This window comes from Acidobacteriota bacterium, assembly GCA_018001935.1.
Lineage (GTDB): Bacteria > Acidobacteriota > JAAYUB01 > JAAYUB01 > JAAYUB01 > JAGNHB01.
Genome location: JAGNHB010000010.1, coordinates 1 through 13365, shown reverse-complemented (window position 1 = coordinate 13365; position 13365 = coordinate 1). Strand labels below are relative to the sequence as shown.

The following is a 13365-nucleotide window of genomic DNA, read 5'->3' as shown; positions in this document are numbered from 1 at the left end:
CGATCAGGTCCCGGCGGAGTAGTCGCGCGCGTAGGCGATCTGCTCTTCCGTGAGGGTGTCGATGCCGATGCCCATGGTCTCCAGCTTCACGCCGGCGATCTCCTGGTCCTGCTCCGGCGGGATGTCGTAGACCTTCTTCTCGAGGGTTCGCCCCTCGCGGGCCAGCCGCACCATGCTCATGAACTGGTTGGCGAAGCTCATGTCCATGACCTCGGAGGGGTGCCCCTCGGCGGCCGCCAGGTTCACCAGGCGGCCCTGGGCGAGGACGTAGATCCGGTGCCCGTTGCGCAGGGTGTACTCCTCGTTGTTGGGCCGGATCTCCTGGACCGAGACCGCGATGGACTTCAGGTCATCCAGGTTCAGCTCGCAGTCGTAGTGGCCGGTGTTGCAGACGATGGCGCCGTCCTTCATGGACTCGAAGTGGCGCTTGACGATGACGTCCTTCATCCCGGTGGCGGTGATGAAGATGTCGCCGATGGCGGCGGCCTGGTCCATGGTCATCACGCGGACGCCGTCCAGCATGGCCTTGAGGGCGGCCGTCGGCTTCACTTCCGTGGCGACGACGTTGGCGCCCAGCCCCTGGGCGCGCATGGCGCAGCCCTTGCCGCAGTGTCCGTAACCGGCCACCACGAAGGTCTTGCCGGCCAGCATCACGGCGGTGGCGCGCAGGATGCCGTCGATGGAGGACTGGCCCGTGCCGTAGACGTTGTCGAAGTCCCACTTGGTCTCGGCGTCGTTCACGGCAATGACGGGGTAGAGCATCTTGCCGTCGTCCGCCATGGCGCGGAGGCGGTGGACGCCGGTGGTGGTCTCCTCGGTCCCGCCGACCATCTGCGCGGCGAGCTCCGGGTACTTGCTGTGGACGGTGAAGATGAGGTCGGCGCCGTCGTCCAGGGTGAGGGTCGGCTTGAACTCGAGGGTCTTGTCGATGCACCAGTAGAACTCTTCCTTGTTCATGCCGTGCCAGGCGTAGATGGAGTGGCCTTCGGAGGCCAGGGCGGCGGCCACGTCGTCCTGGGTGGACAGCGGGTTGCAGCCGCTCCAGGACAGCTCCGCGCCGGCGGCCTTGAGGGTCCGGACCAGCACCGCCGTCTCCTTGGTGACGTGGAGGCAGCCGGCGATGCGCATCCCGGCCAGGGGCTTCGTTTTGGAGTACTTTTCACGCAGGGCCATGAGCACCGGCATGCGGGACTCTGCCCAGTGGATCTTCAGGAGGCCCTGCTCGGCGAGGGCGAGGTCCTTGACTTTGTAGTTCATTGAAACTCCTTGAAAGAGATTTGAGAATTCAGAATTGACACGATCGCAAAAAGCCCGGATTCGGATCTCACAGAGACTGACATCGTTTCATAACGGTCTCGAGCCTGGGTAAAACATGCCCGGTTCCTTTGCGATCTTTGTGTTCCTTGTGGCGGATCCCCGTCGAGACTCAGCCGCAGCGGACGGCCTTCAACGCGAAGGCTTCCAGCGCGGGGCTCGGGGTCGAAAACGACATCGGCGGATCGAGCCGGAACCCGTTCCGCACGAACAACGGTTCGATGTCCCCCAGGCTGAACCCGAGCCAGACGTCCCCCATTTCGACGCGGAATTTTTCTTCCCGGTGCGGCAAAAAATCGAACAGGACGAACGCCCCCCCCGGGCGCAACACCCGCCGGACCTCCGGGAACACCGCCTCGGGGCGGGCGCAGTGGTGCAGGACGTAGTGCATCACCGCCGCGTCCAGCGAGACGTCGGGCAGGGGGAGGTGCTCCAGTTCGCCGAGTCGGAACTCGGTGCGGGGGCCGGCGTGGTTCCGTTCCGCCAGGTTCAGCATCTCCCGGGAGGCGTCCACGGCGATGACCCGTTCGAACCGCCCCGACAACCAGGGGACGAGAGACCCCGTCCCGGTCCCGAGGTCCGCCGCAATCCCGTTTCCCGACGGTGGGAGCAGTTGAGCCAGCAGTTCCTTCGACCGGGCGACGTCCACCGTGGAGGCGGCGAGACCATCCCAGCGGTCGGCGTGGCGGGCGAAGAAGGACCGGCTCCGCTCCGGGCGGCGGCCCAGGACCCGTCCGCCCCGCTCGCGGTCGACGGAGAAGGGGGGGCGCGCGGCGGCCCAGTTCAGAAAGTGCGACAGGACCGGGGCAGCCTCGGGGGCCGATCCCGTATCCTGGAGTCGGTAGAATACCATCCGCCCCTGGCGGTCGGATCGGATGAGTTCCCCGTCCGACAGCGCCCGGAGGTGGTGGGACACCAGGTTCTGGGCCAGGCCGAGGGTCTCGGCGATCTCCCCGACGCCGTACACGCCCGTGGAGAGGAGGTAGAGCACCCTCAACCGCGTTTCGTCCCCGAGAAGTCTGAACAATGCATCCATACATCAACACCTGTCGATGTATTGATAAAACATATCGAGCCCGATGTCAAGGTCAAAACGCGGTTTTCCCCGCCCGGTACCGTTCCGCCGCTGCCAGGAAAGCGCGGAAGATGCCCTCGAAGGGGGGCTCGTTCTCGAAGTCGCGCTCCGGGTGAAACTGGACCCCCAGGAGAAAGGGTCCGTGCTTCCCCTCGACCGCTTCCGGCAGGCCGTCGGCCGACCGGGCGGTCACGGTGAGCCCCCGGCCGATCCGGTCGAGGCCCTGGTGGTGATAGGAGTTGACGGTCAGGCGGGTTGCCCCGGAGGCCCGGGCGAGGAGCGAACCCTTCCGGATCGTGACCGTGTGGTCGCTTCGGAGATAGCTTTCCCCGTCCTTGCACCGGTGGGGGACGGCCGGTTTCCGGCGGTACCCCGTGGGGAGGTCCTGGTGGAGGGTTCCCCCGTGGAAGACGTTGATGAACTGGCAGCCCCGGCAGATCCCCAGCACCGGCATCCCGCGGTCGCGGGCGGCCTTGTAGAGGGCGAACTCCAAGGCGTCCAGGGCGGGCTCGACGGTCTCCAGCCGCGGGTCCGCCGCCTGGCCGTACCGGTCGGGGGCGATGTCGTCGCCGCCGGGGATCAGGAGCGCGTCGACGGCGTCCATTTTCCCGATCGTCCCGGGTGCGTTGTCCCCGAGGACGAAGAAGTGCACGGTCCCGCCGGCCTTTTCCACGGCTGCTACGTACCGGGCGGCCACCGGTTTTCCCGCCGCGAGGTCCGCCGCCTGCTCGGCGTTGAGGATGAGGCCGACCACCGGCCCGGCCGCCAGGGCGTACCCCGTCAACGCCAAGGCGAGGGCGATCAAAGCCGGACATTTGATTGACAGATGGTTGCGAAACAGCATCAGGTCACCTCCGCTCCGTCCCGGGCCTTCCTGCCCAGGCGTGACATCCAGGCCAATAGAACCACGGAAGAAACGAAAGACACGGAAATTGAACCAGGAACCTCACGAACACGCCGTTGCGGGGCATGCCGGCCCGGTTCTCCCCGTGCCTTCGCGCCCAGGTGCTTCAACTTCCGCCAAGCGCGCGCTTCGGGTTTGGGCCGCGCCGCTCCGGCAGCCTGCGCGGCGCGGTCAAAGCGGCGCTCTGGCAGCCTGCGCGCCGCACTCCGCAGGGTACGGCCCGCGACGTTTCGACTGCGCTTGCAGCCCCGATTGTGATACCGATACCGACCCCGTTAGCGATCCCGATCCCGATCCCGATTCCGATTCCGATGAGATCCCTCCGGACCTACAGCCTACAGCCTAACAGCTTAACAGCCTACCACAGCACCTCCCGCCCGCCCTCGCCCGGGGCCTTCTTCCGCCACTGCTGGGGGGCGGTCTGTCGGTGGAAATGACCCTTTTCCCGGCGCTGTTTTTCCTGGCGGCGCACCGAGGCTTCGATCTCCTCCCGCTCTGCTTCGGACAGGCCGCTCCCCGCCTGCGCTGAACCACCGCCCCCGGACGGGGGTTGTTGACCGGCTCCGCCCCCTTTGGGGCCCGATGGCGGCTGCCCCTGCCGACCTCCGGCGGGTGGGGGCTGCCCCCGACCCTGGGAGGCGGCGGGCGGTGGCTGTCCGCCCGAGCCCTGCCCGCCAGCGGACGGCGGCTGCCCCTGCCCCCGGCCTTGCTGCCCCCCCTGACCCTGCCCTTGGCCCTGGCTGCCGCCGGAAGCCCCGCCGCCGGCGTTTTCCGCCTCGCACCGTCGCCGGTATTCCTCCTGGTGCCGCTTCAGCACTTCCAGCTCCCGTCGCAGGAAGGCGGCATTTTCCCGGGCGTCGCGGCGGAGGGCGTCCGTCCCCGCCGCCTTCTCCGCCGCTTCGAAACACGCGATCGCCTGTTCCCACAGGGCCGCCGCCTTCTTCAGCAGGTCGGCCCGCCGGCAGGCCTCCTCCCGTTCCCCGGAGTCCGCTCCCGGGAAGTCGGCCAGGGTGCCGCCCCAGCCGTAGAGGGCGTGCCCGTCGTTGTAGAGGGAAGGGGCGAAGCGGGGCGAGGCCTCCCTGGAGCGCTCGAAGGCCGCGTGGGCCTCGGTGTAGTCCTTCTCCTCCAAGTGACAGCGGCCCAGGTTGTGGGCGGGGACTTCCTCGTGGTACCGCTCGGCGGCGCTCTTCTCGAAGAGGGCACGGGCGGCCGGCAGCTTTCCCTCGGCGAAACGGCGGGTCCCCTCCCCGTTCCATCGGGCGGCGAGAAAAGCCCCGCCCGCGACCCGGTGCACGACGCAGTGGGCCAGCCAGAGCAGGGCCCCCGCCACCAGGACGTGCAGGAGGAAGGTGCGGCACCCCCTTCGCGGTTTCGCCGGACGCCGGGCCATCACGCCACCCCCTTGCGGCGTCGGTCGTAAAGCGCGGCCACCAGGAGGGTCTCCACGCCGAAGCCCGCCAGGAAAAGGCCCAGCGGCCAGGCGGAGAGATCGACTGTCCCGGGCCCCGCCCCGTCGCTCCCGGGGGTGCCCTTCAGCCGAGGGGCCAGCGTGTCGGCCCAGAAACCGTCCGAAATCGGGAAAAAGCCGCCCCCCGTCCGGTCGGCAATGGCCTCGAGGGTGTCGTCGTCCCGGTGGGAGTGGACCCTCCGGATCACGGTGGGGTTGTCGGCGCCCCGGCGCACGTCTTCGGGGTCGTAGACAACGACCCCGGCCCCATCCGCCGTCCCGACCCCCACCGTGAAGACCGTCACCCCGTTCTTCACCAATAGGTCCAGGCCGGGCGCGTAGTCGAGGCGGCGGGGCATCTCGCCGTCGCCTACCAGGACGACGCGATACGGCTTGCGCTCCCGTCCCACCAGGTGGATCACCGTGTCGAAGGCCCGGGTGAAGTCCGAGCCCGAGGCGTCGCCGGCGTGGAAGCTCAACTGGGCGATCAGTTCCTTCAGGGCGGCGTGGTCCAGGGTCGGGGGGGCGTGAAGCACGGCGGCCCCGCTGTAGGAGACGAGCCCTACGGGGGTCCCGGGGAGGGCATCGACCAGGTCGGCGGCGAAGGCGCGGGCCTGCTCGAAGCGGTTTCGGAAGGGCTTGCGGGTGTGGGGGTGCTTGCCCGCGTCCTCGGCGTACATGCTGACGGAGGCGTCGAGGGCGATGACGACCCCGCCCGACGGGGCGGCCTCCGCACCGGCGTGCCGGTAGGGGCCCGCCGCCGCGGCCAGAAGGAGCTGCCCGAGGAGCAGGAGAAACACCTGGTGGACCCAGACGGTTCGCCGCCCGTAAACGGTGAGGGTCGCGAGGCCCAGGGGGGACGTGTTCTCGCGGAGGCGGGCCAGGGCGGGGAACTGGCGGCGCAGGACCTCGAACCACAGCAGGAGCAGGGGTATTTCGAGCCAGAAGACCCAGGGGTGTGCCAAGCGGATCATCGGAAGGGCCTCCTTACCGCCAGCCCCCAGAGGCCGAGCCAGGTGCCGAAGGCGAACAGCCCCGCCAGGGAGACCCACGGGGACAGGGATTCCGTGTGGTGGCGGGTCTGCACCGCCACGGGACCGGTCTCCAGCCGGGCCATTTCGGCGAAGACCCGCTGCAGGACGTCCGCGTCGGTGGCCCGGTAGAACCGTCCCTCCGCCAGGGCGGCCAGTTTCCTCAGTTCCGTGTCGTCGAGGGAGGTCTCGAGCTGCTGCCCCTCGGTATTGATGAAGGGTTTTCCGTTGATGAAGACCTTGACGGGCTTCTCGCCGCCCACCCCGACGGCGTAAAACCGGATTCCGTTCTCGTTGAGGTACTTGATGGCGGTCTCGGGCCGGATTCCCCGGTTGCTCTGCCCGTCGGTGATGAGGATGAGGACCTGGTCCCGGCCGGGGACCCGGACCCGCAGGAGGGCCTTGATGGCCGTGACCATTGCGTCCCCCACGGCGGTGCCGCCGCTGGTGGAGTGGTTGATGGAAGTGTAGTCGAGGCCGTCGATGAGGGTGGCCAGGACGGCGTGGTCGGTAGTGAAGGGGCTCTGGGTGAAACAGTCCCCCGCGAAGGCGAAGACCCCGATCCGGTTGGTCCCGCTCCGCCGGACGAAGTCGGTGGACAGTCGCTTGAGGCACTCCAGGCGGTTGGGTGAGAAGTCGGCCGCCTGCATGGAGGCGGAGATGTCCAGCACCAGGACCGCGTCCACCCCCTCCTGGGTCACCGTGGTGGCGGCGTGGCGAAGCGCGGGTCCCGCCAGGGCCGCCAGGACCGCCGCCAGGCAGAGGGCCTCCAGGAAAACCGCCGCCGGGAGGGCCAGCCGGCGAAAACCGGCGGGCGGGTGGTACTGCAGCGGGGCGTAGGCCACACTCCGGCGCCGGGCGACGGCCAGTCGCAGCACGGTGAAGAACGGCAGCAGGAGAAGCCCGTAGAGGAAGAGCGGCCGGAGCCAGGTGAATTCGCCCGTCACGGCAGCCTCCGCGGCCCAGGGGCCCGGGCGATCTCGACGGAGCGGTTGCAGACCCCGATGAAGGCTTCGCCGCCGGGCTCGTCACGCCCGAACTGGAGCAATGCGAGGTCGAGGAAGTACCCGGCCGTGACCGGGTCGCCCAGGACGGGGCCCATCTCCTCCGCCGCCAGCGTCTCGAGCCGCTTCCCCAGCCTGCTCTGGAGGTGGGACCGCATCAGGGCCGACAAGGCGTGACAGCCGGCCCGGAACTCGCCCGTGCGGCAGCCCTCCTGGCGGATCTCCCGGATCCGGGCCTCGATGCCGGCCCGCGGGGTCGGGGGCGGGGGGGAGAACGGCGGTTCGGCCGGGGCGGGGGCGGGGCGCGGCCGCATCCGGTGCCGCACCCAGAACCACAGGGCCAGGAGGGCCGCGAAGAGCCCCAGCCAGGCGACCGTGGCGACCCAGTCCGGGAAGAGGGGGACGAGCGGGGCCGCTGGGTGGGGAAGGGGCTCGATCGTCAGGGGGGTGGACGTGACGGGTCCCATCGTCAGACGACCCGGGGGAGGTTCAGGTGGAAAAACCGCCGCAGGGCGCGGTCCACGGGCTCCCGGACGGACAGGGAGGCCACCCGCATCCGGTAGCGCTCCGCCGTGTCCCGCAGGAAAGCCTGCATGGCCTCCAGGGGCCCGGCACAGCCAGGTCCGCTCGGCGCCACGCGGCGGGGGCCTTCGGGGGCGTGGGCGGGTAAGCGGACCTCGGGGAGGACGGCGTACTCCAGCGGGTCGTAGATGTGGAGCAGGGAGACGTCGTGCCGGGCCTGGACGTAGCGGAAATCGTCGGGGATGTCGTGGTCGATGAAGTCGGAGATCAGGAAGACGGCGAACCGCTTTCCCTTGAGCTTCTGCACGGCGTGAACGGCGGCGCGCGGGTCCGACTCGCCGCAGGGCCGCGCCGGCCCGTCCAGGGCGCCCAGGAAGGCCCGGAGCGCCTCGAAGAGCCGCCGACGGCCCCGGACCGGGCGGGCGAAGGCCTCCACCTCCCGGGCGAACAGGACGTACCCCAGCCGGTCCTTCGTCTCCACGGCGGAGACGGCCAGGGTCGCGGCCAGCTCCACGGCGTACTCCAGCTTGGTCTTCTCCTGCCAGCCGGTGCGCATGGAAGGGCTCACGTCCAGGGCGACGAAGATCTCCCGCTCGCGTTCGTCGAGGTGGACGCGGACCCAGGGTTCGCCGCTGCGGGCCGTCATGTTCCAGTCGATGAGGCGGGTGTCGTCCCCCGGGACGTACTTGCGGGCCTCGCAAAACGTCATGCCCCGGCCGCGGACGGTGGTCACGTAGTCCCCCGCGACAAAGCTCGTCACGTTGCGCCGCGCCGTCAGCTCCAGCGCCTTGACCCGCTTCAGGAGGTCGGTGACGTCTTTCATGGCACCCGGACCTTCTCCAGGATGCGGTCGATGACCTGCTCGGGCCGGATCCCCTCGGCGTCGGCGTGGTAGGTCAGGATGACCCGGTGGCGAAGCGCCATGTGGGCCACCGCCTTGACGTCGTCCGGCAGGGCCGCGTCGCGGCGGCACAGGACCGCCCGGGCCCGGGCCAGCTTCGCCAGGGCGATGCCGCCCCGGGGCGAGGGCCCGTACTGGACGACGTTGGCCAGGTCCAGCCCCCAGCGGGATGGGGACCGGCCTGCGTGCACGATCTCGGCGATGTAGCGGACGAGCTTGTCGTCCAGGTAGACCTCCCGGGTCAGTTGCTGGAGCCGGGTCACCGTCTCCGGTTCCAGGATCGGCCGGACTTCGGGGAAAGCCGTCTCCGCCGTCACCATCCGGAGGATGGCGGCTTCCTCCTCGGGGGAGGGGTAGGGGACCACCACCTTGATCAGGAACCGGTCCAACTGGGCCTCGGGGAGGGGGTAGGTGCCCTCCTGCTCGATGGGGTTCTGCGTGGCGAAGACGAAGAAGGGCGACGGCAGGGGAAAGGTCTGGTCCCCGATGGTGACCTGCTTCTCCTGCATGGCCTCCAGTAGCGCCGACTGGACCTTGGCGGGGGCCCGGTTGATCTCGTCCGCCAGGATGAAACCGGCGAAGATGGGTCCCTTCTGGGTCTCGAACGTGGCGGTGGAGTGGTTGTAGACCCGGTTGCCCGTGATGTCGGCGGGGAGGAGGTCGGGGGTGAACTGAATCCGCTTGAAGGGGATCCGGCAGATCCGCGCCAGGAGGTTCACCGCCCGGGTCTTGGCCAGCCCGGGGACGCCCTCGATGAGCAGGTGCCCGTCCGCCAGGATCCCCAGGAGGAGGGCGTCCACGAAGTCCCGCTGCCCCACCAGCCCCCTCGCCGTCTCTCGCCGGACCGCCTCCAGGGTTTCCCACGCCTGTTGGTATGCTGTCGCCATCGCCACGCTCCTTGTCACTGCGTTGTCCAGGCCGGGAGTATACCACCGAACCGGCCGGGGGGAATCCCTGAAGTACGAGCCTCCCCGGACGCCCTCCCAACCGGCCGGCCAGGTCGTTCGAACGGTTGGGGCGGCCGTGACGTCCGGCGATTCCGGGAGATTCACGCGTGCGGTTCGGGTTTGTCGATCCCTCGATTTTTTTCTTGACAGGCGTCCGGTCTCGGGGTAATACTGTATATGAACGATATATACAGGCATAACGGCCTGTACACATCCCGATTCGGAAGGCTTTCGTGAAGATCGTGATTTCCAATGCCAGCCCGGACCCCATCTACGAGCAGATCGTTCGCCAGATGAAGGCGCAGATCCTCTCCGGCGAACTGGCGGAGGGAGACCCCCTCCCGTCCATCCGCCGTCTGGCCCAGGACCTTCAGATCAGCGTCATCACCACCAAGCGGGCCTACGACGAACTGGAGCGGGAGGGCTATCTGGACACCGTCGGGGGGAAGGGGACCTTCGTTGCAGCCCAAAACCCCGAGTTCCTTCGGGAAAAACGCATGAAGGTCGTGGAAGAGAAGCTGGCGGAGGCGGTCCGTGAGGCCCGGACGATGGGGCTGGGCCCGGGGCAGCTCGCGGAGATGCTGGAACTGCTCTGGGTGGACGACGGGCAGGGGTGAGGAGGCCCATATGAGTGATTTCCTCGTGTTCGACCGTGTCGGAAAGACCTATCCCGGGTTCGCGTTGAAGGACGTCTCCTTCGGCGTCCCGGCCGGGTGCATCATGGGCCTGGTGGGGCCCAACGGGGCGGGCAAGACCACCCTGATCCGGATGGTGATGAACCTGGTGCGGAAGGACTCGGGGTCCATCACCCTGGACGGGCGGGACAGTGTCCGGGACGAGGCCGCGGTGAAGGCGCGCATCGGGTTCGTCCCGGACGAACCCCGTTTCTTCGACGACGCCACGCTGCGGGCTATCGCTTCCGCCACGGCGTCCTTCTTCCCCCGTTGGGAGACGGCCACGTTCCGGGGCCTGATGGCCGAGTTCCGCCTCGAACCCCGGGCGAGGTTCGGAAAGCTCTCCCAGGGGCAGAAGACCCAGTTCGCCCTGGCCCTGGCCCTCGCCCGGGGCGCCGATCTGCTCCTGCTGGACGAGCCCACCGCGGGCCTGGACCCCCTCTTCCGCCGGGAACTGCTGGGGCGGCTTTCGGCCTTTCTGCAGGACGAGAAGCGCTCCGTGCTCTTCTCCACCCACATCACCACCGACCTGGAGCGAATTGCCGACTACGTCGCCTTCATCCGCAATGGCCGGCTGGTCTTTTCCCTTCCCCGGGACGTAGTCCGGGAACGATGGCGCGTGGTCCGGGGCGACCGCGGTCTCCTCGAGGGGGAGGAACATCGCCTCTTCGCCGGGGTGCGCCGAGGGGAGTTCGGCATGGAGGCCCTCACCGGTCTCGGCGGGGAAGCCGGTCCCGCCTTCGCGGGACGGGCGGTGGTGGAGCCGGCGACGTTGGAGGATATCCTGGTGCTGTACGGGACGGGAGGCTATCCCCTGCCGGGAGGTGACGATTCCCGTGCTCCCGCCCCTTCCGGATCCCGCCGGCCGGGGAGACCGGGCGCGGCGGAGAGGAGGAACGCATGACCCTGAACGTGATCCGCTATGACATCCTGATGAACTGGAAGATCCTGGCACTCTTCCTGGCCTTCTTCCTGGTCCTGCTGGCGCGGGAGCCGGTGGGCGGGACGCAGGGCGAGTTTTTAGCCATCACCGCCCTCATGGGGGCCATCATCCCGCTGGTGACGGTGGCCCGGGAGGACCGGTTCCACGCCCGGGAGGTCCTCGCGGCCTCTCCCCTCCGGCGGTGCGACACGGTGCGGGCCCGCTACCTGGGGGGAGGCGTGTGCATCACCGTGCTGGTGACACTCGTTATCGTCGTGCAGTGGGTGCTCTACCCGGAAAGGCCCCAGACACTCACTATGCTGGCCCCGGCCAACCTCGCCCTGGCGGCGTCGGTGGGGGTGCTGTTTCTCAGCGCCACCCTCCCCCTGGTCTTTCGCTTCGGGCTCGCCGGGATGCTGATCTTCATGGCGGTCGTCCAGTTGCTGGGGACCGTGCTCCTCTTCGCGGCCGCCTCGGGCGGGAGCGGCCGGGGCGCCCTGGGGAACCTGGCGGCGTCGGTCCGGGGCCTGCGGGGAAGGGCGGGCGACCCCGTCTTCTACCTCTTTCTGGCGGTGTTCCTGACCTTGGCGGCCTGGGGTTCGTGCCGCCTCAGCAGCCGCATCCTGAGCCGGAGGGACCTGTGAGCCTCGCCGGCGGCCCGATCCCCGAGGCCCGCTCCGGAGACGACGCGGTGGTCCTTCGCGGGGTGGCGAAGCGCTACCCGGGGTTCGCCCTCGAGGACGTTTCCCTGCGTCTCCCCCGGGGCGCCATCCTGGGGCTGGTGGGCCCCAACGGCGCCGGGAAGACCACCCTGATCCGGATCCTCCTTGCCTTGGCCCGTCGGGACGCCGGAGAGGTGAAGATCTTCGGGCTGGACCCCGCCGTGCGCGAGACCGAGGTGAAGTCCCGCGTCGGCTTCGTCCACGAGTCGCCGCCCTTCCCCCCCTTCCTCAGCCTGGAGGCGATCCGGTCAATGCTGGCACCCGTCTATCGCCGTTGGGACGAGGCGCGCTTCCGCTCGCTGACCCGCGAGTTCGGCCTGCCGATGAAACGCCGGTTCGGTGCCCTGTCCCGGGGGATGAAAACCCAGTTCGCCTTGGCGGTGGCCCTGTCCCACCGGGCCGAGCTGCTGGTGCTGGACGAGCCCACCACCGGCCTGGACCCGGCGACAAGACGGCGGTTTCTCGACCTGCTCCTGGAGGTCCTTCAGGACGAGCAGTGCGCCGTCTTCTTCTCCACCCATCTCACCGCCGACCTGGATCGGGTGGCGGACTACGTGACTCTCCTCCAGGGCGGAAAGGTGGCCCTTTCCACGTCGGTCGAATCGTTCCGCGACACCTGGGGGCTGGTCCGGGGCGGGCTCGACGTGCTGGACGGTCGGGAGGGCGGCCTTCTGGTCGGCTGCCGGCGCCACCCCCACGGCTTCGAGGCCCTCACCCCCGACACGGCGGAGGCGCGGCGACGCTTCGGGCCGGGGACGGTGGTGGATCGCGCCACGCTGGAGGACCTGGTGGTCTTCACGTCCGCGGAACATCGGGAGGCCTTGTGAACATCATCCTCTTCGTCTGGCGGGACCTCCGGTCCTGCGCAAGGTGGCTGGCGCTGGCCGCGGGCGTCTTCGCCGTGCACGGGGCCGCGGCCTTCCCGTTTCCCGGGGTGTACCTGATGCTGACGACCCTGTTCCCTCTCTTCCTGGCGATCGGCCCGCTCCTCGTGGAGGCCAGGCACCCCACGGACCGCCTCTGGGCAAGCCTCCCCCTGCGACGGTGGGAACTGGTGGCCGCCCGATACGCGGCCGCGGCCCTCGGCGTGGGAATCGGCCTGGCCGCTGCCGTGGGCTGGTCGGCGCTTCTGTGGACGGTTTACCCCCCGGTGCGCTGGCCCGCCGTGCCACCGCTGACGGTCGCCGCCGCGGCCCTGGGGCTGGTGTTCCTCCTCGCCTGGCTCCTGATCGTCTACCTCCCCTTTGCCTTCCGCTTCGGTGCGGCACGGGGCCCGGTGGTTTTCGCCTGCTCCCTGTTGGGGCTCTCGGTGCTGGTCAGCGTCCTCCAGCACCTCGCGGCGACGCTTCTCCCCGCGACGGGGACCTCCTGGGTCGCATCCGTCCTTCGCGCGCCGGGGAAGACGATCCTGAGTGCGCTCTCGGCCGCACGCGACCTCTGGGGAGCGCCCCTGCTCCTCGCCCTCCTGGCGGTTTTGACCGTGGCCCTGGCCGCCGCCTCCCTGGCCCTCTCCATCCGGTTCTACCGGCAGCGGGACCTGTAACCCGGGTTGTGAGCCGTTCGGGTGTTCATGTGGTTTGACTGAAACGGCGGAGCAGGATTTGACGTGGTTGCTCCGGATTAGGATGAGCCTAAGAGTTGCCTGGTAAGCCGTTAGGGGCAGAGACCTGAGTCCGGGCGGGCACCGGGGAGGGGACACCGGGGAGGGGACACCCACTCGATCGAGTCAAGGACACTCACTCATGGACCTCCATAAAGTGTCCTTGATCCCATCCCGGGCCGCCGGTCCGGGGAGGCTCACCCCTGGGACTTCGCGCAGCGATGGGTCGAGTTTGGGGATTGATCAGGCCCCGAACCCTTTCAGAGTTGTTTCCTTCGCTGTTGTGGGCTTTCTGCGGGGGG

At 69.1% G+C, this 13365-nt stretch carries 14 protein-coding genes; 5 read left to right on the top strand and 9 right to left on the bottom strand.

Annotation, left to right across the window (positions count from 1 at the left end; all coding sequences use genetic code 11):
* Positions 1 to 3: 3 nt before the first annotated feature.
* The 9 genes from KA419_06000 to KA419_05960 form a co-directional block, all read right to left on the bottom strand.
* Positions 4 to 1257, bottom strand: coding sequence for an adenosylhomocysteinase (locus tag KA419_06000; GenBank protein ID MBP7865485.1), 1254 nt, complete (start codon positions 1255 to 1257; stop codon positions 4 to 6).
* 169 nt (positions 1258 to 1426) lie between these two features.
* A complete protein-coding gene (locus tag KA419_05995) occupies positions 1427 to 2350 on the bottom strand; it encodes a metalloregulator ArsR/SmtB family transcription factor (protein ID MBP7865484.1) in 924 nt (307 codons plus the stop codon).
* Between the two features lie 52 nt (positions 2351 to 2402).
* Positions 2403 to 3233 carry a gamma-glutamyl-gamma-aminobutyrate hydrolase family protein gene (locus tag KA419_05990; GenBank protein ID MBP7865483.1) on the bottom strand — a complete coding sequence of 277 codons (831 nt, stop codon included), beginning with the start codon at positions 3231 to 3233 and terminating at the stop codon, positions 2403 to 2405.
* Between the two features lie 418 nt (positions 3234 to 3651).
* Entirely contained in the window at positions 3652 to 4683 is a 1032-nt protein-coding gene (locus tag KA419_05985; protein ID MBP7865482.1) for a hypothetical protein, read from the bottom strand.
* The gene (locus KA419_05980; protein ID MBP7865481.1) at positions 4683 to 5714 is read right to left on the bottom strand and encodes a VWA domain-containing protein; all 1032 of its coding nucleotides are present in this window, start codon (positions 5712 to 5714) and stop codon (positions 4683 to 4685) included. The genes KA419_05985 and KA419_05980 overlap by 1 nt, the downstream gene beginning before the upstream one ends.
* Positions 5711 to 6718, bottom strand: coding sequence for a VWA domain-containing protein (locus tag KA419_05975; GenBank protein MBP7865480.1), 1008 nt, complete (start codon positions 6716 to 6718; stop codon positions 5711 to 5713). Before KA419_05975 ends, KA419_05980 begins: the two co-directional genes overlap by 4 nt.
* Positions 6715 to 7242 (bottom strand): hypothetical protein, encoded by a 528-nt coding sequence (locus tag KA419_05970; GenBank protein ID MBP7865479.1) that lies wholly within the window; start codon positions 7240 to 7242, stop codon positions 6715 to 6717. Before KA419_05970 ends, KA419_05975 begins: the two co-directional genes overlap by 4 nt.
* 2 nt (positions 7243 to 7244) lie before the next feature.
* Entirely contained in the window at positions 7245 to 8120 is an 876-nt protein-coding gene (locus tag KA419_05965; GenBank protein MBP7865478.1) for a DUF58 domain-containing protein, read from the bottom strand.
* A complete protein-coding gene (locus KA419_05960; protein ID MBP7865477.1) occupies positions 8117 to 9085 on the bottom strand; it encodes a MoxR family ATPase in 969 nt (322 codons plus the stop codon). Before KA419_05960 ends, KA419_05965 begins: the two co-directional genes overlap by 4 nt.
* 293 nt (positions 9086 to 9378) lie before the next feature.
* Here KA419_05960 and KA419_05955 point away from each other — a divergent pair, with 293 nt between their 5' ends.
* From KA419_05955 to KA419_05935, 5 genes are read left to right on the top strand one after another with little or no spacing between them, the layout of a single operon-like run.
* Positions 9379 to 9762 (top strand): GntR family transcriptional regulator, encoded by a 384-nt coding sequence (locus tag KA419_05955; GenBank protein ID MBP7865476.1) that lies wholly within the window; start codon positions 9379 to 9381, stop codon positions 9760 to 9762.
* 10 nt (positions 9763 to 9772) lie between these two features.
* Positions 9773 to 10723, top strand: coding sequence for an ABC transporter ATP-binding protein (locus KA419_05950; GenBank protein ID MBP7865475.1), 951 nt, complete (start codon positions 9773 to 9775; stop codon positions 10721 to 10723).
* Complete coding sequence (locus tag KA419_05945) at positions 10720 to 11385, top strand: ABC-2 transporter permease (protein ID MBP7865474.1); 666 nt, start codon at positions 10720 to 10722, stop codon at positions 11383 to 11385. Before KA419_05950 ends, KA419_05945 begins: the two co-directional genes overlap by 4 nt.
* Entirely contained in the window at positions 11382 to 12290 is a 909-nt protein-coding gene (locus KA419_05940; GenBank protein MBP7865473.1) for an ABC transporter ATP-binding protein, read from the top strand. Before KA419_05945 ends, KA419_05940 begins: the two co-directional genes overlap by 4 nt.
* Positions 12287 to 13006, top strand: a complete 720-nt coding sequence (locus KA419_05935) for an ABC-2 transporter permease (protein ID MBP7865472.1) — start codon at positions 12287 to 12289, stop codon at positions 13004 to 13006. Before KA419_05940 ends, KA419_05935 begins: the two co-directional genes overlap by 4 nt.
* The last annotated feature ends 359 nt before the right edge of the window (positions 13007 to 13365 follow it).